This window comes from Dactylosporangium sp. NPDC005555 (assembly GCF_040605635.1).
Classification (GTDB): Bacteria; Actinomycetota; Actinomycetes; order Mycobacteriales; family Micromonosporaceae; genus Dactylosporangium.
Genome location: NZ_JBEXDG010000097.1, coordinates 1 through 24,469, shown reverse-complemented (window position 1 = coordinate 24,469; position 24,469 = coordinate 1). Strand labels below are relative to the sequence as shown.

Here is a 24,469-nt window from a genome sequence, read left to right as displayed (position 1 = left end):
CTTTCGGATCCAGGTAAGCCATCGGACCCAAAAACCTCCCTCCGAGTTCTTCCCGGCTGCACCGGGGATACAACGAGGCGCTTCGTGGCGCACCGCATCTGCCGCCGTGAGTGCGCAGAGGGCGACAGACGACGAGCCCGACGCCGTTGGCGTGCGGGCTCGGGCGCGGCCCGGTGTTCAGTGCGGAAAGGCGCGGGGCAAGCGGGTGCTGATCGTCTCGCGGAACTGTTCGATGCGGGTCGCGACCTGGCGCATGCCGTAGGTGTTCTCCAGCCGGTCCAGGTACAGCGATCGAGCGGCGAGCGCGTCGAGGTCGACGGTGAAGTAGATGGCCATGAGCGGGTTGACGAACAGTGCGCTGCCGTGGGTTCGCCGGGTGAACCGCACGTCGCCGAAGTCGCCGCGGGTGGCGGCGGCGATCTGTCCATTGACGATGCTGGGCCGTAGCGGCGTCGCGGCCTGGGCGTCGGCGACCGCGTCGCGGTACAGCGCGGCTTCCCGGCTCGCGCCGGGGATGGACAGCGCACCGAGGTAGGCGCCGTCACGGTCGAGTGCGGCGAGGTTCTCCAGCACCTGGGCGTGGTTGACGCCATGATAGGCGTCGATGCCGAACCCGAGGCAGGTGACCAGCTTGATCGGCAGATCGATCCCGGCGACCGCGGCCAGGCTGGTCATGTCCTCAACGGGCGTGCCGAGACCGGCTTCGTCGCCGCGCATCAGGATGTCCGTACCGCCGTCGACCAGCACGATCGCGTCGATGCCCAGGTGATCGACGAGGTGGCGGTAGGCGGCTCGCAGGCGCTGCACGCCGACCTTGGGGAAGGCGTACACCGTGGACGGCAGGTCATGACCGGCGAGCCAGGCCGCCAGCGTGCGTTCGGGGAAATAGTCGGCCAGCCCGGTCGTTTCCGGGGTTACCGCGGCGACGTTCTCGGCGAGCCACACGTCCAGGTCGAGGAGTTCGAGTTGGCTGAACGACAGGTTGGCCAGGTAGACCTCAACGTCGGCGTCCCACAACGCGATCGCCAGCGGCAGCCCCGCGTACACGTCGAAACCGCCACCCGCACCGGCAATCAGGACGCGGCGTGCCTTGCTCAGTGCGGCGAACAACGGCGGAGTGACGAGCGAGCTCACGTTCCACCCCGACGCGACACCATCTCGACGTTCACGTCCATCACCTGCTGCATGATCCCCGAACGACCGATCCCAGCCAAGCGCCCAGTGCTGCTGAGCACCACTGTCGCCACGACGGCGATCGCGAGCACGGTGAGTGGGCGGTCCGACGGCGCACAAGTCAGGCGTGCGAGGTGGGCCGGTAGATCAGCTCCTGGGTGCGTCCGTCGTGGGTCCGGATCTCGACCAGCTCGAGGTGCCGGGCGCTCGACAGTGTTACGAACGGCACCGCCCCGAATCGACGAAGGGACCTCACGAGCCGCCGGCAAGGGCGGCATGGACGGAGGAGATGGCGCTGGCGCCTTCGCCGACGGCGGTGGCGACGCGTTTGGTCGAGCCCGAGCGGAGGTCACCGACCGCGAACACGCGGGCGGCGCTCGTCTGGAACGGCTGGCGGCCGTCGGTCAGGACGAAGCCGTCGTCGTCCACGGCCAGCCCTGAGAGCCAGCCCGACACCGGGTCGGCGCCGATGAAGCAGAACACGGCGGTGCAGTCCAGCCGCTTGCGGTGCCCGTCGGGCAGCGAGACGACGATCGACGTCAGGGTGGTGTCGCCGGTCAGGCCGCGGATCGTGCTGCCGGCGTGGATCCGGATCCGGGGGTGTGCCCGGATCCGGTCTGTCAGGTAGGACGACATGCGAGCTTCGAGGTCGGCACCGCGGACGATCAGTTCCACCGTCGCGCCGCGGGCGGCGAGGGACAGGGCCGCCTGCCCCGCCGAGTTCGCGCCGCCGATCACCGCGACCGGCCGATGGTCGTGGTCGCGGACGTCCAGGTCGGTCGCCGCGTAGCGGATGCAGCCGGACTGCTCGAACGTCGCCCATCCGGGGACGTCCGGGCGGCGGTGGTGCGCCCCGGTGGCGGCGATCACCGCGCGGGTCTGGATGCGCTGCCCGTCGTCGAGCAGGACGACCGGCCGCCGGTCGTCGGTGAGGTCGAGGCCGGCGACCACGCACGGTGCGTGGATGCGGACGCCGAACTTGAGCGCCTGGACCATGGCCAGGCGGGTCAGGTGGTCGCCGCTGATGCCCTGCGGGAAGCCCAGATAGTTCTCGATGCGGGCGCTCCTGGCGGCCTGCCCGCCGATCCCGCTGCGGTCCAGGAGCACGGTGGTGAGGCCCTCGGAGGCCCCGGACACGGCGGCGGCCAGCCCGGCCGGGCCCGCGCCCACGACGACGAGGTCGGCCGGGCTCCGGTCGGGCCGGTAGGTGAGGCCGAGCGCCGCCGCGACCGTGCCCGGCGTCGCGTTGCGCAGCGCCGACCCGTGCAGCACCGCGGCCGGCAGGTCATCGGGTGTCAGTCCGGCCGACGCCATCGTCGCGCGTCCGGCGGGCGTGTCCGGGTCGTGCCAGGCGTGCGGGAGGAGCATCTGGGCCGCGTAGGTGCGCAGGTCCAGCGTGTCCACGCCGTGCCGCTGCCCGACGACGACCAGGGCGCTGCCGGCCGTCGTGCGGAAGACGTCGCGTCGTTGCCGGAACGCGGCGAGGAGCACGCCGGCGATGTCGTCGTGCTCGGCGAGGGCCCGGCGCAACGCCGGCGGGTCGATGCGGACGACGGTGCCCGCGGTGACCACCCGGGCGGTCAGGTAGACACGTTGGCCGGTCAGCAGGTTGAGCTCGCCGAGGAAGTCGCCGGGTCCGCCCCGGTAGATCACAGCGGTCGCGACGATGTCGACGGTCGCGGTGAGGAGCAGGAAGCAGTCGTAGGTCGCGTCGCCGGGGACGTACAGGTGCTGGCCGGCCTCGACGTGCTCCGCGGTCCCGTAGGCGGCGAGGCGGCGGAACTGCTCGTCGTTGAGCACCGGCCCTCTCGGCGCTGTCATCTGGCGGGGCTCGAGAAAGGCCGGGCGACGGTCGTACCGTAGAGCAGCAGGCCGGCGGCGGTCATGACGAAGCCGGCCCACACGGTGGACAGGGTGCCCCAGCCGGCGTCGAGGGTGACGGCGCCGCCGACCGCGCCGAGCGCGTTCGCGAGGTTGAGCGCGGCGAGGTTGAGTGCGCCTTTCAGGGTCGGTGCGCCGGGTGCGAGCCGGCTGAGCTGGACCTGGATGGTGGGGATGGCGGCCATCATGGCGGCGCCGACGCCGAACAGGCAGGGCAGCAGGGTGCGCCGGTTGATCCGGGCGGCGAGCACGACGATCGCCGGCGAGCCGAGCATCACCCCGACGGCGTACGCGGTGATCGCGTGGGTCGCGACCGGGACCGTCACGCCGAGGTCGGCGGCGAAGAGCTGGATGCTCCCGTTGCTGCCGAACTCGCCGGTGCCGATCGCGAACGTGCCCAGGGCGAGGGCGAGCAGCGCGAGCCGCGGGTGACGGATCGGTCTGCCGGCGGCGGTGTGCCGCTGCTCCTCGACGGTGCACTGGCTTTCATACGCCTGCTGATGCATGCGTTCCCCCTGAGCCGTCCAGCTCGTGCTCGGAAGTCTCGCGGAGGCCGTGCCGGTCGGAGAAGCGTTTCAGCGGCGCGGGCGCCCACCAGTTGACGTTGCCGAGCAGCCGCATCGTCGCCGGCACCAGCAGCGCCCGCACGATGGTGGCGTCGACGAGCACGGCGATGAGCAGGGCCACCCCGATCAGCTTGATGAACGTGATCCCGGAGATGGAGAACAGGCCGATGACGACGAGGATGAGCAGCGCGGCGCTGGTGATGATCCGGCCACTGCGTTGCAGTCCGACCGCGACGGCGTGGGTGTTGTCGCCGGTACGGTCGTACTCCTCCCGGATCCGCGACATGAGGAAGACCTCGTAGTCCATCGACAGCCCGAAGACGACGGCGAGCACGAGGATCGGCTGGGTCGCCTCCAGTGTGCCGGTGGAGGTGAAGCGCAGCAGGCCCGACAGGTGGCCGTCCTGGAAGATCAGCACCAGCGCGCCGAACGACGCGCCGAGCGACAGGACGTTCATCAGGATCGCCTTCACCGGCAGGACGAGCGATCCGAAGGCCAGGAACAGCAGGACGAACGTGGCGCCGACGATGATCAGCGCCATCCACGGCAGCCGGTCGCCGACGGCGTCGAGCTGGTCGGCGAGCCGCGCGGTCAGGCCGCCGACGAGGACCTCACCGCCGGGCGGCGCCGGGACGTCGCGGATGTCGCCGACCAGGTCGCGGGTCTGCGCCGAGATCGGGTCGCTGTCGTACGTGACGGTCACCCGGAAGACGTCACCGGACCGGCCGGTGATGTCGGCTGCGGTCACCCCGCCGACCGCGCGGACCGCCGCGACGTACCGGTCGAGGCCGGCCGGGTCCGGGGCGGTGACGATCGCCTCGATCGGCAGCTGGCTGTTCTGGACGAAGTCCCGGTCGACGGTCTCGGTGACCACGCGGCTCTCGGTGCCCGCCGGGAGCACCCGCGGGTCGATGCCGCCGAACTCGACGCGCAGGAACGGCGCGCCGGCCAGCAGCAGCACGGCGAGGACCCCGACGGCGTAGAGGACGGGGCGGCGCATGATGCTGTGGGCGAGGCGATACCAGAAGCCGTGCTCGGGTGACGGCTGACGCCGGTGCCGGCGCACGGAGAGGGCGTCGACGCGGTGGCCGAGGACGCCGAGCAGCGCGGGCAGCACGGTCAGCGCCGCGAGCATCGCCACGAGCACCGCGGACAGTCCGCCGAGTCCCATCGAGCGCAGGAACGGCATCGGGAAGATCAGCAACCCGGCGAGGGACACCGCGACGGTGATGCCGGAGATCGCGACGGTACGCCCGGCGGTGGCCATCGTGCGGGCCACGGCGTCCTCCACGGCCAGACCGCGGGCGATCTCTTCCCGGAACCGGCCGACCATGAACAGGCCGTAGTCGATCGCCAGGCCGAGCCCGAGGATCGTCACCACGTTGATGGAGAACACCGACACGTCGGTCACGTAGCTCATGACGCGCAGTGCGGTGAACGCGCCGATGATGGCCAGGCCGCCGATGGCCAGGGGCAGGCTCGCCGCGGCGACGCTGCCGAAGACGAGCACCAGCAGCGCGAGCAGGACCGGGATGGAGATCGTCTCGGCGAGGGCGATGTCGGCCGCCACCCGCTCGCGGATGTCGCGGCTGACGGCGGTGATGCCACCGACCCGGGTGTCGAGGCCGGGGGCGGCCAGGTCGTCCTCGATCTCCTGCAGTGCCTGGCCGCGCGCGGTCTCGTCGTCGCCGGCCAGGGTCAGCACCGCGTAGGTCGCCCGCCGGTCGTGGCTGACCAGGCCCGGGTTGTGGTTGGTGTTCCAGTAGGTGACCGTCGCGGTCACCGTCCCGCCGGGCAGCCCGGCGAGGGTGTCGGTCACGGCCCGCTGGAACGCGGGGTCGTCGACCGTCGTGGTCGGGCTCCGGTAGAGGACCACGACGTCGTTGCCGGTGCGCCCCAGCGTCTCCTGCGCGCGGGCGACGGCGCGGGAGCTTTCGCTGCCCGGGTCCTCGAATCCCTCCGTGATCAGCGCGCCGAAGACCTGCGTACCCCAGACGCCGCCGAACGCCATGAAGGCCAGCGCCGCGCCGATGAGCCACCACCTGCGGCGGACCATCGTCCGCCCCCACCGCTCGAACATCGCAGTCCCCTGCCGTCGTCAGCGCGCGGCGCGCGTGATGAGGTCGGCCGTCGCGGCCGGCTGCGAGATCATCGCGACGTGCGAGGCGTTCACCTCGACGACGCGGGCCCGGGCCCGCTGCGCCATGAACCGTTGCGCCGCGACGGGGATCACCTGGTCGTTGCGGGCGGCGAGGTACCAGGAGGGGATCGTGTTCCAGGCCGGCGCGCCGGACGGCTCCTCGAACACGCCCACGTGCAGCGGCCGCTGGCTCGCCTGCATCAGTGCGGCTTCCTTCTTCGGCACGTCGGCGGCGAACGCGTCCCGGAAGACCTCCTTCTTGATGTAGGCGTCGGCGCCCGTGCCGTGCGGCCGGTAGTCGAGGGCTTCCGGGGTCAGTTTGCTGCCCGGGTACCAGTACTGCAGGCTGGGGAGCGTGTCGCCCTGCTCGGGAGCGAACGCGGCCACGTACACCAGCGCGGTGACGTTCGCGTTGCCGGTCGCGGCGTTGGTGATGACCATGCCACCGTAGGAGTGCGCGGCGAGCACCAGCGGGCCGCTGAGGGTGGCCAGGACGCTGGCCAGGTAGGCGGCGTCGGCGGCGACGCCGCGTAGCGGGACCGCGGGGGCGATGACCGGGTAGCCGTCGCCGATGAGCCGGGCGGCGACGGCGTTCCAGCCGGACGCGTCGGCGAACGCGCCGTGCACGAGCACCACGGTGGGTTTCGGTTTCCCGCCGGGCCGGGTGTGGGCCTCGGCGGCGGAGGCGCCGGTCAGGGCGCCGGTGGCCACCGCGGCGGAGCCTGCCAGCAGCGTTCTGCGAGTCGTCGTCATGTGAGGTACGCCTTTCCACAGGTATCGGTTGCAGCCGTGAATTGCAGGTCAGCGTAGGAACGCGCACTTGACGGGCGCTGAATGACGACGGAAGCCCGATCCACGAACGGTTCCGTCGCTGTCAAGTGCCCCGTTTTAGCGTGCGGGCATGACATCGATGAAAAGCGAAACTGCCAGGAAATGGGGCCTGCGGGTCCATGTGCTCAGTTACGTGGTGGCCAATGTGGTGCAGGTGATGGTGTGGTGGTTGTTCGACTCGCAGCACCATTTCTGGCCCGTGTGGTCGATCGTGGCCTGGGGCATCGGGCTGGCGTTCCACGCGTGGGGCGTCTCGCCGTCCAGGCCCCGGCACCGGTACTGATCCGGTGTCGTTCCTCCTGGAGTTCGTGCGCGATCCCCTGACGGTCGGTGCGATCGCGCCGAGCGGTGCCGCGCTGGCCAGGGTGGCGACGGCTGCGGTGCCCCGGACCGGTTCACCCGTCGTGGTGGAGCTGGGTCCGGGCACCGGAGCCTTCACCCACGCCATCCAGCGGCGGCTCGCCGGGCGCGGCCTGCACATCGCGGTCGAGGTCAACCCGCGGTTCGCGCGGCACCTGGGCGCCCTGCATCCCGGGGTCGACGTGGTGACCGCGGACGCGACCGACCTCGTGGCGGTGCTGGCGCGGCGCGGGATCAGCCAGGCCGACGTCGTGGTCAGCGGTCTGCCGTGGGCGGCGTTCGCCGAGCACCGTCAGCGTGATGTGCTGTCCGCGGTGGTCGCCGCGCTGCCGCCGCATGGCGTGTTCACCACGTTCGCCTATCTGCATTCACGGTGGCTGCCACCCGCTCGGCGGCTGCTGATGTCCCTGCGGTCACGGTTCGACGAGGTCGTCGTCAGCCGCACCGAGTGGGCCAACGTTCCCCCGGCGCTGGTGTACTACTGCCGTCGTCCGGTCACTGGAGCTCACTGAGGAACGTTTCGGCGCGGTGGGCGAAGAGGTGGGTCGCCCGCTCGGCGGACCAGGCGCGGGCCGCTTCGGCCGCGGCCCGCACGACGTCGGCGGGCGCCCCACCGGCGTGCAGCACGCGCGCCCGCAGCAGCCGGATGAGGCCTTCGGCGTAACGCTGGCCGTGGGCTTCCAGGGCCCGGTCCGCGCGGTCGAGGGCCGCGCCGGCGGCGTCCGGGCGCCCGGCGGCGAGCCACATCTCGGCGATCAACCCGTTGTGGTAGGCGATCCCCCACCGGGGCGGGTCGGTGAGCGTCGCGGCGAGGAGCTGCTCGGCCTCCGCCGTGGTCGCGGCCGGGTCGTCGCCGGTGAGGGCCCGGGCCCAGTACCAGTTGAGCCGCACGTAGATCTCCTGCTGGACGGCGCTGCGGCCGGTGCCCATGGCCATCCACCGTTCGATCGTGCGCATCACCCAGGCTGCGTCACCGGCCATGGAGGCGATGATGGTGATGTAGTACGCCCAGGTGGCGACACCGTACGGGTCGGTGGGCCCGTTCCACTCGTCGATCATCGTGCCCGCCGTCCCGGCGTCGCCGTGCAGCGCGGTCACGACGGCCCGCCAGCCGGGCCACTCGCCGGAGACGTCCTGCCGGACCGTGGTCCCGCTCTGCGGGGAGGCGTCACCGTGCAGCAGGGCCGGGTCGTTGTCGATGAAGTACCGGTACGCCTCGCCGATGTTGCCGATGTCCCACTGGTGCAGGCCCCACGCTTGCCGCCCGTACACGCGCAGGATCGGGTCGCTCGACGCCTCCCCTTGCTCGTACAGTCGCCGGACCAGATGCGCGCGGTCCGGTTCGAGGAACGTGTAGGCGCCGAACAGGCGGGCGAAGAGCAGGCCGGCGGCCTCGACGTCCCGGCCGAGCTGGCGGGCCAGCAGTTCGGCGCGCTCAAGCAGGTCGAAGGTTGTGCCGCCGAACCCGGCCTGCCGGCGTGGGGCGATGGCGAGCAGGGCGAGCGCGGACAGTTCCAGCTCCGGCAGCCCGGCCGTCCGGGCCAGCTGGGCGGCCGTTTCCAGGTGCCGGTCGGCGGCCGCGAACGCGAGTTTGCTCGTCGCGCGTCGGCCTGCGCGTTTCAGCGCCTCCACGGTGCGCACCGGGTCGGCGAGCGGGCCGGCGGCCCACAGGTGGTAGGCGAGGCGTTCGGGGATGGACTCGTCGTCGGCGAGCTGCTCCTCGAGGGCGTCCGCGACGCGCAGGTGCAGCCGGGTCGCCTGCTGCTGCGGTGTCGTCTCGGTGATGGACTCGCGCACCAGGTCGTGCGCGAACCGCAGCGAGAACGGGTCCCCGGGCCGCGTTTCGAGCAGGCCGAGCGCGTGCAGCGGCTCGAGGCGCTCCAGGCAGCCGGTGACGTCGGCACCGGCGACGCGGGCGAGCAGCCCGAGGTCGACGTCGCGGCCGATGAGCGCGGCGATCTGCAGCAGGTCGCGGGCGCTGTCGTCGAGCCCGGCCATCCGGCCACGCACGACGTCCCGCACGCCGGCCGGCACGCCCGCCTGCACCGTCCCGCCGGTGAGTGCGCCGCGGTCGTTGAGGAACCGGGACAGTTCCCGGACGTAGAACGGGTTTCCGGCGGTGCGGTCGTGGATGGTACGGGCGGTGTCGGCGCCCGGCTCGTGTCCGGCTTCGCGGCGGATGAGCTCGGCGACGTCGCTCAGGCCGAGCGGGCCGAGCCGCACCCGGCGGTGGATGGGCAGCCGGCTGGCGTCTGCGAGGACCCGCGACAGGTCGGAGCCCGGCACGGGCGCCCGGTTCCGCAGGGCGCCGACGATCGCGGTGCCGACCGGCAGCCGGCCCGCCAGGTGGCCGAACAGCTGGAGCGAGGCGGCATCGCCCCACTGCAGGTCGTCCACGACGAGCAGCGTCGGCTGCTGTGCCGCGGCCTGCCCGACGACGGCGACGACCTGCTCGAACAGCCGGAACTGGGCGCGGCCACCGCCGACGACCGGCCCGTCGCCGTGCCGCGCCTCGGCAGCCTCGACGAGGCTGCCGAGCTCGCTGGCGATCCACTTCTCCCGCGCCGGCGCGGGCAGGCTGTCCACGACAGCGGTGATCGCCTGCTCCCACGGCCACATCGCCGGGGTGCCGTCGCCTTCCAGGCACGAAGCCCACACGACGCGTGCTCCGCGCCGGCCCGCCTCCGCTGCGGCCTCCTGCACCAGGCGGGTCTTGCCCACGCCCGGTTCGCCCTCCACGATGGCGAGTCCGGTGCCGCCGGTGAGTGCCGCCTGCACGGCCTGCCGCAGGACGGCGAGCTCCTCGGCCCGGCCGACGAGACCCTTCCGTGCGGTGCCGTCCGAGTCGTCGGGCGGGGTCGCGCGGGTCTGCGTCAGCGCCCGCAAATATGCGGTCTGCAGCGCCGGGCCGGGGTCGATGCCGAGTTCGTCGGCGAGGCGGTCCCGGAAGGTGCGGTACGCCGAGAACGCTTCGGCCTGGCGTCCCGCGGCGCTGAGCGTGGACACCAGGCCGGCCTGCACGGGTTCGTGGAACGGTGCCGTCCTGGTGGCCAGGTGCAGTGCCGGCAGCACGAGCTCCGGCCGGCCGAGCGACACGGCCAGGCCGGCCGCGGTCGTGCAGGCGGTGTGGAACTCGTCGTCGAGCGCGGCGAAGACCGCCATCGCGGCTGTTTCGTGGGTGAACCCGTCGGCCACCGGGCCCTGCCAGAGGCCGAGGGCGTCGACGTACTGCTCGAGGGCCCGTTCGCGGTGTCGCTGCGCCAGGGCCGTTTCGGCGGCGCCGACGCGTTCCCTGAAGGCGAGCAGGTCCAGGGTGCCGGGGCCGGTGGTGAACAGGTACGCGTTGCCGCGGCGATGCAGGTATGAACCGGTTTCCCGGGCGGGGACCTCGGGTTCGAGCAGGCGCCGCAGGGCTCCGATGTACTTCTGGATCACGTTGAGCGCGCTCGCGGGTGCGTCCTCGCCCCAGATCAGTCCGATCAGCTCGCTCGTCGTGACCGGGTGACCAACGCGGGCCAGCAGCAGCGCGAGGAGGTACGCCTGCTGCCGCGGTCCGGCGTCCAGCTCGACCCCGTCGCGCCACACCCGGAGCGGTCCGAGCATCCGCAGGCGCAGGCCGTCTCCGCCGCCGCTCATCCGGGCTCGACCGCCGCCGGGCCGCCGGAAACGGCCTGCAGCACCCGGCGGCGGGTGAGCAGGAAGCCGAACCCGAACGCGGCGAAATGCATGAGGATGCCGTAGACCGCGCCGGGGATGGCCATCTCGGCGTTGTTCAGCAGCGCCGGGCTCAGCGCCACGGTCACGGCGATCGTGGTGTTGTGCACGCCGATCTCGAACCCGGACGCGATCGCCGCGCGGTGCTCGACGCCGGCCAGCCGCGGCGCGCCGTAACCGATCAGCAGACTGATGACGTTGAAGGTCACCGCGGCCGCGCCGACCGCGACGACATGGTCCGCGATGTTGGCCCGCTCCGCGTAGACCACGAGGGAGATGACCGCGACCAGGACCACCACCGACAGGACCCGGACCGGCCGGTTGAGCCGGTCCGCGACCCCGGGCACCCGCGCGCGCACGAGCATGCCGATCGCGACCGGCACGAGCACCATCAGGAACACCTGGAACACCTTGCCGAACTGCAGCCCGAGCGCGGCCCCGTCGGGCAGGAAGTACGCGGCCGACAGGTTCACCACGATCGGCAGCGTGACGACGATCAGCGCCGTGTTGACCGCGGTGAGCGTGACGTTCAACGCGACGTGGCCGCCGAACAGGTGGCTGTAGAGATTGGCGGTGGGACCACCGGGCGACGCCGCGACGAGCATCATGCCGACCGCCAACGCCGCCGGCAGCCCGAACGCGAGCACCAGACCGAAGCAGATCACCGGGAGCAGCACCAGCTGGCAGACCAGCGCGATCACCACCGCCCGCGAATGCCGCCCGACCCGCCGGAAGTCCTCGACGGTCAGGCTGAGACCCAGGCCGAGCATCACGACGAACAGGGCCACAGGCAGACTGGCAGAGATCAACGTGGAACCCACGGTGCATTCTGGCCGGTCCACCATGCCCGGTCAATAGGCCCGATCGGGCGCACCCGCCGTCCTACCAGGTGGTGCGGCCGGTGTCTGCGGGTCTGGTACGCCCGTACGTCGCACACGGCCCGGCAGGTTCATCTTCACGATACTTAGCTCTTGCGCTAAGTATCGTGGTGAAGAATACTTAGCCGCGTGGCACAGTATTCGGCGCAGCTCGACGACGTGTTCGTCGCCCTTGCCGACCCGACCCGGCGCGGCGTCATCCAGCGCCTCGGCCGGGGTCCGGCGAGCGTCGGCGAGCTCGCCGGCGAGTTCCCGATGACCCTCCCCTCGTTCATCAAGCACCTGCGGACGCTCGAGGCCAGCGGGTTGATCCGCACGGCGAAGTCCGGACGGGTGCGCACCTGCACGCTCAACCGCGAACGCCTCGCCGTCGTCGACGGCTGGCTCGCGGAGCAGCGCGGGATCTGGGAAGCGCGCACCGATCGCCTCGAACGCCTCCTCACCGACCCGAAGGAGCACCAGCAATGAATCCCGACCTGAACCTGAACCTGAACCTGGACCTGGCCCTGCAACGGGTGATCCGCGCGCCCCGTGCCGCCGTGTGGAGCGCGTGGACCGACCCGTCCCGCTTCGCGCAGTGGTGGCTCCCGGCGCCGACCCTGTGCCGCGTCGACCGCCTGGACGTGCGGCCCGGTGGCGCGCTCGTGACCCGGCTCAGCGACGACGGGGTGACGTTCGCCCCGCACCTCGATGCGTGCTTCCTCGTCGTCGACGAGCTCGAGCGGATCGTGTTCACGAACACGATCGACAGCGCGTGGCGGCCCACGAACCCCTCCCCGGTCCCCATGACCGCCGAGATCACCCTGAGCGACCACCCCGACGGCACGGACTACCGCGTCGTCGTCCGCCACGGCGATCCGGCCGCTCGCGACCATCACGAGAAGCTCGGTTTCGCGGACGGCTGGGGCTCGGTCACCGAACAGCTCGCACAGGTCGCCGAACGCCACACCTCTTCGGAAGACGCACCATCGCGAACCCGTCGAGTGGAATCGCCGGGGTCGCGCTGACTCCCGCCGCGCGCAGGCCCGGTCACTCGCCGGCAGCATGGTGCCGGCGGCCAAACGACGCCTATACAATGCATCTCACCTATATCAACCAGTGACCATGGCTGAGGTGGATCTGCTGCGTACTCGGGTGCCCCCCATCGGCCTGTTCCGGTCGGCGGTCCCGACCGTACCCACTCTCGGTGACCCGGGCGCGTGCCGGTGAGCGAGCCTGTGGCGAGTGGACGGATGGACGTCTCCGTACTCGGCCCCGTGCAGCTCCGCCGAGACGGTGTCCCGGTCCCGCTGGGTCCACAGCTCACCACGCTGCTCGCCATCCTGCTGCTGGAGCTCGGCAAGCCGGTGCCGAGCCGGCGACTGGCGACACTGCTGGCCGGCGACGACGCGTCGGACGCCGCGCGGGTCACCCTCCGCAGCCATGTCGCCCACCTGCGGCGCGCCCTCGAACCCGGTGAGCGGGGTCGGCGTGGCAAGGGGCTCATCGCCACGGTCGGCCATGGAACCGCGGCGGGATACCGGCTGGACCTGGAGCCGGCGTGCGTCGACGCCGTCCGGTTCGAGGAGTCGCTCCGGGAGGGCCGTCGGCTGCTGGCGCTCGGCGATGCCGGGCAGGCCGACCGGGCCGTCGCGATCCTGCGTACTGCGCTCGACCGCTGGCACGGCGAGCCCTACGCCGACCTCGCCGACAAACCCTTTGCGTTGGTCGAGATCGCCCGGCTTCGGGCAGTTCACCGTGCGGCACTGCTCACCTACGCGGAGGCGACCAACGAGCTGGGGCGGCACGCCGAGGCGATGGGCGACCTGACCGGCGCCGTGGCCGCCGATCCGTACGACGAGAGTCTGCGCTGCATGCTCGCCCTCACCCTGTACCGCGACGGCCGGACCGACGAGGCGGCGGAGGTGTGCCGGCACGGCCTGGCACTGTTGAGCCGCCGTGGCATCGACGCACCGCAGCTGCACGCCCTGCAGCGCGACATCCTGCGGCGGGAGGTGCGACAACCCACCAGCGGGTCGGTCGGCCGGCCCTCGGTGCCCCGGATGCTGCCTCCGGACCTGCCGTGTTTCGTCGGCCGGGTGCAGGAACTGTCCACTGCGGAGGCCCGGTTGATCGGCCGTGACGAGCAGCGGTCGGCGATTCTGCTGGTCCTCGGTCCGGCCGGGGTCGGCAAGACCAGTTCGAGTCTGCGTCTGGCCCACCGGCTGGCCCCTCGGTTCCCCGACGGGCAGCTCTATGCCAACCTCCGCGGCTTCGATGCCGTTGCCACGGCGCTGACGCCGACCGAGGTGCTGCGCGCCTTCCTCGAGGCACTCGGCGTGGCACCGGAGAAGATTCCGGCCAATCTCAACGCACAGATGGCCAGATACCAGGCCCAGCTGCGGGACCGCCGGATCCTGATCATCCTCGACAACGCCCACAGCGCCGAGCAGGTCCGGCCACTCCTCCCCTCCTCGACCACGAGCGTGACAGTGGTGACCAGCCGGAACCGGATGTCATCCCTGATCGCCGTCGACGGCGCCCACCCGCTCACCCTGGGCCTGCTGGACGAGGACGAGGCCGGCCAACTGGTCCACGACCGAATCGGCACCGACCGCGCCGGGAAGGAACCCGAGGCCGTCTCCGACATCGCCCGGCTCTGTGCGGGCCTCCCGCTGGCCCTGTCCATCGCGGCCGCCCGGGCCGCTGCCAACCCCCAGTTCACCCTCCGGTCCCTCGCCGACGATCTGGCCGGGGCCGGGGTGCTGGACCGGCTCGCCGACAGCGACTCGTCGGTGGACGTACGCGCCGTGTTCTCCTGGTCCTACCGGGCACTGACCCCGGCGGCGGCTCGGCTGTTCCGGCTGCTCGGCCAGCATCCCGGCCCGGAGTTCACCGCCGCCTCGGCGGCCAGCCTGGCCGGTGTGAGCCGGCGCGCGGCCAACGCCCTGCTCGCCGAACTGACCGGCGCCCACCTGACTGGGGAACCGGTTCCGGGCCGTTACGTCCTGCATGATCTGCTCCGGGCCTACGCGGGTGAACTGAGCGAGGCCGAGCCCGAGCGGCATGCTGCACTGCGCCGGGTGCTGGATCACTATCTGCGTTCCGCCGTCGCGGCGGACAGAGTGCTGATGCCCTACCGGCTACCGGTTGCGGTGGTCGCACCGCAGGAGGGCGTGATACCCGAAGACATCGCGGAGGTCGACCCCATCGCCTGGTTCACCGTGGAGCACCAGACGCTGATCGCCATGGTCGGTTGGGCCGCCCAGGCCGGTCTCGACCGGCACGCCTGGCAGCTGGCCTGGGCGGCGGCGACCTACCTCGGCCGGGGCAGCTACTGGCACGACGTGCTGACCACCCAGTCCCTGGCCCTGTCGGCGGCGTCCCGCCTCGATGACCGCTCGGCGCAGGCCCAGTGCCGCAGGGAGCTCTCCCACGCGCTCGCCGGGCTCGGGCGCCCGGAACAGGCGCGGGATCAGTTGCACCGGGCGCTGACCGACCTCGCCGACGTCGCGGATCCGAACGGCGAGGCGTACATCCACCTGAGCCTGGGCTGGCTGTGTGAGCTGCAGGATGATCGGCGGGCGGCGACGCACCACGACCGGGTCGCGCTCGACCTGTTCAGACAAGGTGGCGACCGCAGCGGGCAGGCCCGGGCACTGAACGCGGTGGGTTGGGATCACGCGCAGGTCGGCAACTACCGGCAGGCCATCGGATACTGCCGGCAGGCGCTGTCGCTGCACGCCGAACTGGGCGATGACGCCGGGGCCGTGAACACCTGGGACACCCTCGGCTACGCCTACCAGCACCTGGGCGATTACACCATCGCCGTCGAGTGCTACGAGCAGGCACTGCGCCTGAACGTCGGGCATCGCTTCAAGGAAGCCGAGGCCCTGGCGCATCTCGGTGACTGCCACCATGCCCTGGGTGACATGACGGCCGCCGCGACCAGTTGGGGACGGGCGTACGCGATCATGATCGAGCTGCGCACCGACGGCGCCGAGGCCGTACGGGCCAAGCTGGAACTCTGCGGCGGCACCCGGGCAAGGATGCCGGTCGCCGGTCATGTCGAGGGCGAGCGCCGGGCGTTGAGCACCGCGCCCAGGACCCGCTCGCCGGGGAAGTAACCCATTCGCCGCGAGTCGAAACTCGAGCCTGGATTGTCGCCCAGGAGCACGACCATGCCTGGCGGTACTCGTTCCTCGGCCAGCGCCGGCACCCGGTCACGGGGCACCGGATCCCCGGGCACCGCCGCCACCCTCTTGATCAGCCACCGGCGCCGGCCCACCTCGGATCCCGAGGCGCCGTTGCGCAGCAGCGGCAGCTGCCACTTGCCGTCGAGGGACGGATACTCCACGACCACCACCTGCCCTACGGCCGGTACGCCGCCCCGCCGGACCAGCACCCGGTCGCCGTCCCGGTAGGTCGGCTCCATGCTGGCGCCGTGCACGGTCACCGCGACGAGACGACGCGTCAGCAAGCGTCCGAGCAGGACCGCGCCGGCGAGGGCCGCCGACAACCCGCAGATCAGCATCCACGCGTCAGGCCACGACGCCACCGCGAGCAGGGTCCCGCCGACGAGGGCGACGGCGCCGGCGGCCTGCGCCGTCCGTGTCTGGTCGGACGGTGTACGTCCGACGGGTTCTGCGGTCATCTCGCCTCCGTCGTCAGCGCGCCCTCGGCGTGTTCGCCGTAGCCGGACGCCTGAAGGTCGAACAGCCTGCGGTAGGTGCCGTCGGCCGCCATCAGGGAATCGTGCGTGCCTCGTTCCGTCACGCCGCCGTCGGCGATGACGACAATGAGGTCGGCGTCGCGGAGGGCGCCCAGACGATGCGAGATCAGCACGCTGGTCCCGCCCGCGCGGTACCGCAGCAGGCGGTGGTGGATCTCGTGCTCGGCCGCGGCGTCGAGCCCGGCCGAGGGCTCGTCGAGGATCAGCAGGTCCGGCCGGTCCCGCAGGAAGGCGCGGGCGAGCGCCAGCCGTTGCCACTGGCCACCCGAGAGGACCACGCCGGTGGTCGGGTCCTGCTTGTCCGCCTCCTGGTAGAAGATCCTGGACAGCAGGGTGTCGTAACCGTGCGGCAGCGCGGTCAGCACGTCATGGATGCCGGCGGTACGCGCGGCGGCGGTGATCCGTCCTCGCTCCGACAGGGCGGTGAGATCACCCAGAGCGATGTTCTCCGCCGCGGTCAGGTCGTAGTGCATGTAGTCCTGGAAGACGGCGCCGATGCGGAGCCGCAGCTGGGCCGGATCGACCTCGCGGATGTCCACCCCGTCCCAGAGAACCTGTCCACGGTCGGGGTCGTGGAACCGGCACAACAGCTTGACCAGTGTCGACTTGCCGGCACCATTGAGCCCGACGACCGCGAGGGTGGCGCCGGCCGGGATCCACAGGTTCACCCCACGCAGGACCCACTGCGTCTCGGCGGAGTAGCGGAACCACACGTCCCGCAGCTCGATGCCCCGCCTCAGCTGATCGACCGGCTGGGCGACCGAGGTGACGGGCAGGTCGGGCGGACTCGTCGTCACCGCCACGTAGTGGTCGAACATCAGCAACGCGTGGTGCGCGCGGGCGATCTCCGCGGCCAGCGTGGCCAGCGCGTTCTGCACGCCGGCGACCGCCGCGACAAAAACGGTGACATCACCGACCGTGATCCGGCCGGCCGCCGCGGCACGGACCGCCCACAGCAGGCCGATGCCGGCGACGACCGCGGACACGAGCGCCAGGCTGACCTGCGCCAACAGCTCGCGGCGGTCGTTGAGGTGCTTGGCCCGGTTGACCGTCCGGCGGTCGGCCAGCATGCGGGCCCGCAGGTGGCCGCCGGTGCCGAACAGTCGCACCTCCTTCGCCGCCGCGGCGGTGGACAGCAACTGGCTGTAGAAGAACTCGCGGCGCTCCGCCGGCCCGATCCGCCACTGCATCCCGGCCCGGTAGCGGGCAAGCAGCATCTCGGTCGCGAGCATCGGCACCGCCGACGCCAGCACCAGCACGGCCAGCATCGGACTGAACAGGTAGAGCGACCCGAGGAAGCCGGTGACGGTGATCGCCGTACGCGCGGTGCCCAGGACACCGTCCACGACCTGGCTCGGGGTGCTGCCACCGGTCTGCTGGGCGAGCCGGAGCCTGTCCAGGAACTGGGGGTCCTCGAACCGGTCGAGACCGACGAAGCGGTCCACCGCCGTGAACAGCCGCTCCTGCGCGAGCAGGCCGACCGACCGGTCCAGCTCCGCCCGCAGGTACCGGGTGAGCTGCGGCGCCGATCCCGCCACCATCCCGGCGACGGCAAGCGCCGATCCGATCTGGGTCAGGGTCCTCGGCGCCGCGCCGCCGGCGAGTCCGTCCAGAATCCCCTTGGTCAACCACGCCATCAGCACGGGCAGCGCACCGGCGCCGAGCATGAGCACCACGTACCCCAGCAGGGTCACCGGGGCGGCCCGGCCGACGAGCAGGCAGGCCGTCCGGATCCGGTGTGCCGACCGCGCCGGTGGTGCCCACGCCCCCGACCCGCGGCCGTCACCCGCCGCGACCCCGCCCCGCCGTGTCCGCCGCCCGATCATGCCGGGGCCGGCGCCGCTTGCTTGATCCGGACCACCTGACCGGCGTCGTCCGGACCGACCCACATCATGGTGGGATAGGTGAAGGCCCGGAAAGCGTTGCTGAGGGGACCGCCCTTCGGCTCGACCACGACCCGCGCCACCGCGGCGAGCCGCTCGGCGAACGCACCGGCGTCGTCGGCGCCGGCCGCGACGACAGCAAGCACCTGCTCCCGGCCGCCGGGCACCCGCCGGGCGTGCTCGACGAGTTCGGGCAGCTTCTCCCGGCAGGAGTCACAGGACGTGGAGACGAACGCCACGAAGGTCTCCCCCCGCAGCAGCTCGCGGCGCACCGGTGCGCCATCGGTGTCGACCGCGGCGAAGTCGCCCACCGGGTCGGCGATGCCGAGTTCGGCGGAGAGCCCGGCCTTGTTGGAGAGCAGTGCCGTGTGCTCACGGAGACGCTTGAGCACGCCGAACGTGAGCAGGAAGTTCACCGCACCGAGCAGGCCCACGACCAGAACGGCCGCGACAAGAATGGTCATCTGTTGCTCCTCAAGCGTAGTCAACGACTGTGGGTGGTAGGCCGCGGATCGTGGTCGACCCTGCGGAACAGGGCCACCAGGTCGTCGGATCTGGTGGCCAGGAAGCCCAGCAACAGGCCGACGAAGCCGGCGAGCACCAGCCCCGCCGGCCCGAGGGAGCCGGATGGTGACGCAGCCGGCGCGAACGCTGCGACGGCTCCCCCCGTCGCCAGACCGGTGAGCAGCATGTTGCGGACGACGTGCCTGCGGCCGAGTCTCTCGGTGCCGGCGCCGAAGCAGCGGCAGGTGCTCGCGGTCCCGCGTCGCACCGCGATTCCCACCCCCACCGTGAAGATGCCCAGCAGCAGGGCCGCACCGACGAGCGCGAGGCCGGGAACGAGCCCCGTGGGCACCGCCAACGCCGCACACAGCGCGCCCTCCACCACCACCAGGACGATCGCGGCCGGACGGACCAGGGATCGCGGCAGCAGTCCGACGCCACGCAGGGAGGCGACGAACGCGGGGAACGCACCCCGTCCCCACAGCTTGCCGACCGCGGACGCCAGGAAGACCAGCCCGATCGCGCACCGCACGGTGATGGCCAGATAGTGCATCGGTGTTCCCTTCGCTTCGACTCGTTGACACCCGGCCGCCCCGGCCGAGGCTCGACCACCCGCTCCCCGACCGTGGATTCCACATCGGAGCATCGGCTTCGCGACCTCGGCCGGAGGCAGGAAGCCGCATGGCGACAGCGGTCAGTCGCCCTGCGGCCTCAGTTGGTCAGCAGCCCTTGCAGAGGATCCATTCACCGGGCTTGTCGATCTCCCCGACGGTGCAGGCGTCGCAGGGCAGCGCCCGCCCACACCGGCTGATGCACTGCCAGCACGAGGGCCAGCTGCCACAGCCCGCCGATGCACTGATCTTGGGCACGAACATGGCCAGCAACCGGCCGCCCATACCCTCGATGATTCCCCTCATCCGAGCCTCCCGACATACCCGAGGAGCACCGTGCTCCCTCTGAGGAACACCCTGCCGAGCCGTGGTGCAAGGCCGGCGCAAGGACCGTGGAAGCGGTGTGGAAGCACGACCGGCATGCGCTCCGGCCGGCGTCGATCGGGCCGCCCGGCGGAACTGACCGCCCACCTCAGCGCTGTTCCAGGCCGCCGCAGCGGGACCAGGCCGGTCCGGGACGCGATCATCACGAGCTGGACGGGGCCGCGTCCGCTGTACTCCAGAAACGAGCGTTCTCCGAACCCTCCCCCGCCACGGCGGACCGAGGACCGATCCGGAGCTATCGACCCGTAGTGCCGCCGGTGACTCCGGCGTTGCGGCGGAACACGAGAAGGTCTGCCGCGTCGGGCAGCCGGACGGACGGATCGGCCGCCCGCATCGCCAGCAGGCCGGCCATGGCACCGCGGCGGATCGCGGCGTCGATCGCCTCCCGGGTGCCGGCCGGGACGGCGAGCCGGATATCGGGAGGCGGCGCGACAGTGTTCCCGGGCGACGCAGCCGGACCGTAGGATGCCGCGCTGTGCACTTCTACGCCACCGTCTTCCTGCCGCCGACGCCCCCGGCCGACGTCGCGGCCGCACTCGCTGCGGCGCTCGCCCCGTACGACCGCGACGACTACACCCACGGCCCATTCGACCCGTCGGCTACCTGGGACCGCTGGGAGCCGGCCCGCGCCGCCACCGCATTCCCGCTGCTGCCGCGCGGCCTCGACCGCCTACGCCCCGGCCGCCGACGGGTCGCCTTCGCGGTCCCCAAGGCCGCGATCGACTTCGCGGTGATGCGGGACCGCGCGGTGCGGCACGCGGCCGGCGAGTTCGACGCATGGGCCGAACTGACCGCCGCCCACCCCGGCACCCGACCCCTGTCGGACTTCGACGGCCAGGGCGACTGGCTGGCCCAGCCCGCAGTCCAGGCGGTCGCCACCGCGGCAGCGACCCAGCGCCACCCCTACTTCACGTTCCCGTTCCTGCTCACCGATCCGGTCGCCAACCTCGCCGACGGCCGTGACGCCCACCTGGCCCGGGCCGCCGCCCAGGCCCTGTCCACCTACGTCTACATCACCCTCACCGGCGACTGGCTCAGCGAGGAGACCGGCAACCGCGGCGCGGACGAGCACGCCCTGGCGCTGAGCTCCTACCTCGACTCGGTCGCACCCGACACGATCCTGGCCCGAGTCCGCTGTCATACCTGAGCAGCGAAGACGCACCCAGGGCAACTGACCGGCCACGCGCGTGAAACCTCTGCGGCGGCCGCTCCGACGCGCCGCGCTCGATCACCTGCGCGCAAGTAGCCGCGATCAGGTCGCCACGGAATGCCATGGCAAGCTGAGTCGCCCGGTTCGCGGACATGGTAGCCGCGCTCCGCGCGTGCACGTTGGTTCAAGAGTTGTAGGACCAGACGATGGTCACGTCCGGCTTCATCCGTAACCACGGCGTCGCAGACCGCCGGCCGGCTGGGTCCGAGATCCCGACCGCGGCCACGACGTTCGGTCCGCGTCGCCGCCGCGGCCCGTTCGGTGGCGTAACGTTTGCGTCTGTCATGGACGAGCTTGCGACGCTCATCGCCGCCCTCGACGCGCGGATCGGGGCCTACGAGTCCGGTGACTCCGCCGCGGTGCTCGACGACGCCGCCGCGTCCGAGGCCCTGCACCTGCGTCACCTCGCGCTGACACCCGACCGGCGCATGGAGGCCCGTGTTGTTCGGACTTTGGCCTGGCTGCACTGGCATCGCTGGAACTCGCTGCCCGAGGGTGCGGGCCAGCAGGATCTGAGTATCGCGGTCGGCCTGTTCGGCGCCATGGTCGAAGACGATCCGATGGCGGTCCCCAGTCAGGTCCGTCGCTACCACGTCGACCAGGCCGACCCGGCGCGCCGGGCACGGATCGGGACCGCGATGCTGTCCCATCTCGAGCAGGCCGACGACGCCGACGCACTCACCGAGGCGATCGACGCGCTGTCGCAGGCGGCCGAAACGCTTCCCGAGGTGCTGTCAAACCTGAGTTACGCGTACTTGATGCGATACGAACGCGGCGGCGACCGGGCCGACATCGAGCAGGCCGTGGCAACGGGTGAACGCGCGGCGGAACTGCGCCCCGATGCGGTCTCGGCCCTGGTGAACCTCGGCAACGCGCTGCGGCTGTTGCACGCGGAGACCGGCGTGCGTCGCGACCTCGATCGGGCCTTGCAGGTCAACCGCAGGGCAGCTCTCGCGGCGACCGGCGAGATACGGGCGACCATCGCGTTGAACCAAGCGATCATGCTGTTGGCCCGCTACGACACCGCCGGGAACCGGGCCGACCTCGACGCGGCGCTGCAGGAGGCGCAGCGGGCCGTCGACGCCGATCCGCAGCGACCGCTGTTTCTGGCCGGTCTGGCCGCGGTCCGACTGGCCCGGGGCGACCTGACCGCCGGGCTCGATGCGGCCTGCGCAGCGGTGCGGAACACGCCAATCGGTCATCCCGACCGTCCGCGCCGGCTCGACCTGCTCGCCGACGTGTTGAGGGCCATCAACTCGACCTACGACGATCCGGCGACGCTCGGCCTCGCCATCGACGCCGCCGTCGAACAGCTGCCCGACCAGAACGCCACCCTCGTCGGCAGTCTGTTCCAACACCGGTACGCGCTGACGAGCGCGCTCGGCGACCTCGATCAGGCGATCGCCTTCGGGCAACGCGGGCCAACGGATCCGGGTCAGTTGAGCAGCCTCGGCAACGCATTCGCCATGCGCCACCAGCTGACCGGCGCCACCGTCGACATCGAACGGGCGGTCGAGCTGCACCAGCGGGCGGCTGCCGACGATCCCGGGCACCCGGGTTGGCTGATGAATCTGAGCAATGCGCTGCGGCTGCGCTACGAACACACGGACGACCCGGCCGACCTTGACGCGTCTGTTGCCGCCAGCCGGAGCGGGCTGCAGCTCAGCGACGACACCACCCGGCCCGGCCAGCGTGCGAATCTGGCAGCGACACTGGTTTTCCGCAGCCATGCCGTGGGCTCCCCCGCCGACCTCGACGAGGCGATCGAGCAACTGCGGCAGGCCATCGCCGAGGTCCCCGCCGACTACGAATACCGCGCTCTGTACAAGTCGAACCTCGCCATCGCGCTGCGCACCCACGCTACGACCATGCCCGCCGGCCGGTTCTCAGCGCAGGAGCTGCTGCGCCGGCAGGCCGCCGACCGCGCCGACCTGGACGAGGCCGTGGATCTGCTCCGCGACGTGGTGCGAGGGGTCGCACCGTCACGCCCCGAACGCTCCACGTTCCTGGCGAACCTGGCCGCCACACTCGGCGTCCGCCACGGTCGCACCGGCGCACTCGACGATCTGAACGAGGCCGTGCAGCTTTGGCAGGCCGCCACCGACACGAACGCCGGCCCGGTCGCCGAACGGGTCCGCGCCGCGCGCGACGCCGCGCGCACCGTCGCCGGCGCACGCGGCCCGGCCGACGCGGCACCCCACTACCTGGCTGCGATCGCTCTGCTGCCACTGCTCATCTGGCGCGGCAACACCCTCACCGACCAGCACCAGTTCCTGCGGCGCTACGTCGCCGACCTGGCCGGCGACGCCGCAGCCGCCGCGGTGGCCGCAGCCGCCGCAGCCTCCGCTGTCGAGGCCGCCGAGCACGCCCGCGGCGTCCTGTGGACGCAACTGCTGGACACCCGGACCGACCTGTCCGCCCTGCAGCAGGTCGACCCAGACCTGGCCACCCGCCTCACCACCTGCCGGGCGCTGCTGGATCGGCCGCTGCTGCACCACTGACGTACAGGGACCACCGGAGCAAACCCGCAGGTGGTGATCACGATGGCCCTGATTGTTGCTCTACACCGAAGCGGAGCGTGGCAGGCGAATCCCGCACGAGCGCGAAATTCGAGCAGGCATCATGGTTCCCGGCGATGCCGGCGGCCTGCCTGGTCCTGGGCTGGCAAAGTCTCCAAGGTCAGCGTTGAGCTGGGTTTGACGGCCGCAGCGGTAGAGCGAGCGGAGTGACCGGGACGGACTTACCTGGCGGTGGTGAACGCGAGCCGGACGCCGAGGCCGATCAGTGCCGTGCCGCTGATCCCGTCGATGCAACGACGCATGGCCGGTCGGGCAAGCACCCGGCGCGCCGCGGCGACCAGGTTCGCCACGGTGAGGAACCAGGCGGCGGTGATGACCACGGCGATCATTGACAACGTCAGCAGCGGGACGAGGCCGGCGCCGGTCGGGAGAAACTGCGGCAGAAGCGCGACGAAGAACATCGCTGCCTTGGGGTTGAGCACGTTGCACAGCAGACCGTCACGGAACGCTGCCAACAGGCCTGGCCCGGCGGCCGGCCCGGCGGCCGGCCCGGTGTTCGGGTCGGGTCGCAGGTCGCGTGAGCGCACTGCCGAGCGCAGTGCCCTGACACCCAGGTAGAGCAGATAGCCCGCTCCTGCAAGCTTGATGACGGTGAAGGCGAGAGAGCTCACGGCGACCAGTGCTGCAACGCCGGTCGCGGCAGCGATCGCCCAAGCGAAGACCCCGGCGGCAACGCCCACCGCTGTCGCCATGCCATGCGCGCGGCCTGCAAGGACCGAGCGTCGCATCACAACGGCGAAGTCCGGCCCTGGCGAGATGGCACCAAGGGCGACAACGCCGCCGAAGGTCAGCACCTGCGCGGCCGTCATCACCGTTCCTCCCACCGTTCCGCGGCGACGAGCGCCGCCACCGGGCCGTCACCGTGCCGCGGGCTCACACAGCACCTTCCTCACACAGGCCGCCCGCTCCTCGCACCCGTGCGCGACATGGAACGCGCCTCGCGGCGGATTGAGGTTCCCCCTGAACAGTGGACAGGGCTTTAAGCAGCTCTCGCTGTTCCTGTCAGGGAATGCTCAAACCGGACGGGGCTATGCATCCCGATCG

At 71.7% G+C, this 24,469-nt stretch carries 21 protein-coding genes; 7 read left to right on the top strand and 14 right to left on the bottom strand.

Annotated features, from left to right (window positions below; genetic code table 11):
* Positions 1–177: 177 nt before the first annotated feature.
* From ABZS58_RS48585 to ABZS58_RS48565, 5 genes are all read right to left on the bottom strand, one after another.
* The gene (locus ABZS58_RS48585; protein ID WP_354791383.1) at positions 178–1,134 is read right to left on the bottom strand and encodes a DUF1152 domain-containing protein; all 957 of its coding nucleotides are present in this window, start codon (positions 1,132–1,134) and stop codon (positions 178–180) included.
* A gap of 291 nt (positions 1,135–1,425) precedes the next feature.
* The gene (locus ABZS58_RS48580) at positions 1,426–2,994 is read right to left on the bottom strand and encodes an FAD-dependent oxidoreductase (RefSeq protein ID WP_354791381.1); all 1,569 of its coding nucleotides are present in this window, start codon (positions 2,992–2,994) and stop codon (positions 1,426–1,428) included.
* Positions 2,991–3,560, bottom strand: coding sequence for a hypothetical protein (locus ABZS58_RS48575; RefSeq protein WP_354791380.1), 570 nt, complete (start codon positions 3,558–3,560; stop codon positions 2,991–2,993). The genes ABZS58_RS48580 and ABZS58_RS48575 overlap by 4 nt, the downstream gene beginning before the upstream one ends.
* A complete protein-coding gene (locus ABZS58_RS48570; RefSeq protein WP_354791378.1) occupies positions 3,541–5,700 on the bottom strand; it encodes an MMPL family transporter in 2,160 nt (719 codons plus the stop codon). The genes ABZS58_RS48575 and ABZS58_RS48570 overlap by 20 nt, the downstream gene beginning before the upstream one ends.
* Before the next feature lie 18 nt (positions 5,701–5,718).
* Positions 5,719–6,513, bottom strand: a complete 795-nt coding sequence (locus ABZS58_RS48565; protein ID WP_354791377.1) for an alpha/beta hydrolase — start codon at positions 6,511–6,513, stop codon at positions 5,719–5,721.
* A gap of 148 nt (positions 6,514–6,661) precedes the next feature.
* On the opposite strand from ABZS58_RS48565, the gene ABZS58_RS48560 reads away from it, so the two are divergent.
* Positions 6,662–6,874, top strand: a complete 213-nt coding sequence (locus ABZS58_RS48560; RefSeq protein WP_354791375.1) for a 2TM domain-containing protein — start codon at positions 6,662–6,664, stop codon at positions 6,872–6,874.
* Between the two features lie 4 nt (positions 6,875–6,878).
* Entirely contained in the window at positions 6,879–7,463 is a 585-nt protein-coding gene (locus ABZS58_RS48555) for an SAM-dependent methyltransferase (RefSeq protein ID WP_354791373.1), read from the top strand.
* On the opposite strand, the gene ABZS58_RS48550 is transcribed toward ABZS58_RS48555, so the two are convergent.
* The gene (locus tag ABZS58_RS48550) at positions 7,447–10,587 is read right to left on the bottom strand and encodes a BTAD domain-containing putative transcriptional regulator (RefSeq protein WP_354791372.1); all 3,141 of its coding nucleotides are present in this window, start codon (positions 10,585–10,587) and stop codon (positions 7,447–7,449) included. The two genes, ABZS58_RS48555 and ABZS58_RS48550, sit on opposite strands and share 17 nt — an antisense overlap.
* A complete protein-coding gene (locus ABZS58_RS48545) occupies positions 10,584–11,510 on the bottom strand; it encodes a bile acid:sodium symporter family protein (RefSeq protein ID WP_354791370.1) in 927 nt (308 codons plus the stop codon). The genes ABZS58_RS48550 and ABZS58_RS48545 overlap by 4 nt, the downstream gene beginning before the upstream one ends.
* A 162-nt stretch (positions 11,511–11,672) precedes the next feature.
* Between ABZS58_RS48545 and ABZS58_RS48540 the strand changes: the two genes are divergently transcribed.
* The 3 genes from ABZS58_RS48540 (at position 11,673) to ABZS58_RS48530 (ending at position 15,649) form a co-directional block, all read left to right on the top strand.
* On the top strand, positions 11,673–12,011 hold the full coding sequence (locus tag ABZS58_RS48540) for a metalloregulator ArsR/SmtB family transcription factor (protein ID WP_354791369.1): 339 nt from the start codon (positions 11,673–11,675) through the stop codon (positions 12,009–12,011).
* Entirely contained in the window at positions 12,008–12,550 is a 543-nt protein-coding gene (locus tag ABZS58_RS48535; protein WP_354791367.1) for an SRPBCC domain-containing protein, read from the top strand. Before ABZS58_RS48540 ends, ABZS58_RS48535 begins: the two co-directional genes overlap by 4 nt.
* A 225-nt stretch (positions 12,551–12,775) precedes the next feature.
* The gene (locus tag ABZS58_RS48530) at positions 12,776–15,649 is read left to right on the top strand and encodes a BTAD domain-containing putative transcriptional regulator (protein WP_354791365.1); all 2,874 of its coding nucleotides are present in this window, start codon (positions 12,776–12,778) and stop codon (positions 15,647–15,649) included.
* Here the strand turns inward: ABZS58_RS48530 and ABZS58_RS48525 are convergent.
* The 6 genes from ABZS58_RS48525 to ABZS58_RS48500 form a co-directional block, all read right to left on the bottom strand.
* Positions 15,586–16,176: a S26 family signal peptidase gene (locus tag ABZS58_RS48525; protein ID WP_354791364.1), complete on the bottom strand. Its 591-nt coding sequence runs from the start codon at positions 16,174–16,176 to the stop codon at positions 15,586–15,588. The two genes, ABZS58_RS48530 and ABZS58_RS48525, sit on opposite strands and share 64 nt — an antisense overlap.
* Positions 16,173–17,948 (bottom strand): ABC transporter ATP-binding protein, encoded by a 1,776-nt coding sequence (locus ABZS58_RS48520; protein ID WP_354791363.1) that lies wholly within the window; start codon positions 17,946–17,948, stop codon positions 16,173–16,175. Before ABZS58_RS48520 ends, ABZS58_RS48525 begins: the two co-directional genes overlap by 4 nt.
* Before the next feature lie 128 nt (positions 17,949–18,076).
* Positions 18,077–18,601, bottom strand: a complete 525-nt coding sequence (locus ABZS58_RS48515) for a redoxin domain-containing protein (RefSeq protein WP_354791361.1) — start codon at positions 18,599–18,601, stop codon at positions 18,077–18,079.
* Positions 18,602–18,621: 20 nt separating this feature from the next.
* Positions 18,622–19,194, bottom strand: a complete 573-nt coding sequence (locus ABZS58_RS48510) for a MauE/DoxX family redox-associated membrane protein (RefSeq protein ID WP_354791360.1) — start codon at positions 19,192–19,194, stop codon at positions 18,622–18,624.
* 166 nt (positions 19,195–19,360) lie between these two features.
* Entirely contained in the window at positions 19,361–19,558 is a 198-nt protein-coding gene (locus ABZS58_RS48505) for a hypothetical protein (protein ID WP_354791359.1), read from the bottom strand.
* 313 nt (positions 19,559–19,871) lie between these two features.
* Entirely contained in the window at positions 19,872–20,117 is a 246-nt protein-coding gene (locus ABZS58_RS48500; RefSeq protein ID WP_354791357.1) for a hypothetical protein, read from the bottom strand.
* On the opposite strand from ABZS58_RS48500, the gene ABZS58_RS48495 reads away from it, so the two are divergent.
* Both ABZS58_RS48495 and ABZS58_RS48490 read left to right on the top strand, forming a co-directional pair.
* The gene (locus ABZS58_RS48495) at positions 20,112–20,783 is read left to right on the top strand and encodes a hypothetical protein (protein ID WP_354791356.1); all 672 of its coding nucleotides are present in this window, start codon (positions 20,112–20,114) and stop codon (positions 20,781–20,783) included. The genes ABZS58_RS48500 and ABZS58_RS48495 overlap by 6 nt on opposite strands.
* Before the next feature lie 422 nt (positions 20,784–21,205).
* Complete coding sequence (locus tag ABZS58_RS48490; protein ID WP_354791355.1) at positions 21,206–23,347, top strand: hypothetical protein; 2,142 nt, start codon at positions 21,206–21,208, stop codon at positions 23,345–23,347.
* 239 nt (positions 23,348–23,586) lie between these two features.
* On the opposite strand, the gene ABZS58_RS48485 is transcribed toward ABZS58_RS48490, so the two are convergent.
* The gene (locus ABZS58_RS48485; protein ID WP_354791353.1) at positions 23,587–24,234 is read right to left on the bottom strand and encodes a LysE family translocator; all 648 of its coding nucleotides are present in this window, start codon (positions 24,232–24,234) and stop codon (positions 23,587–23,589) included.
* Positions 24,235–24,469: the final 235 nt, after the last annotated feature.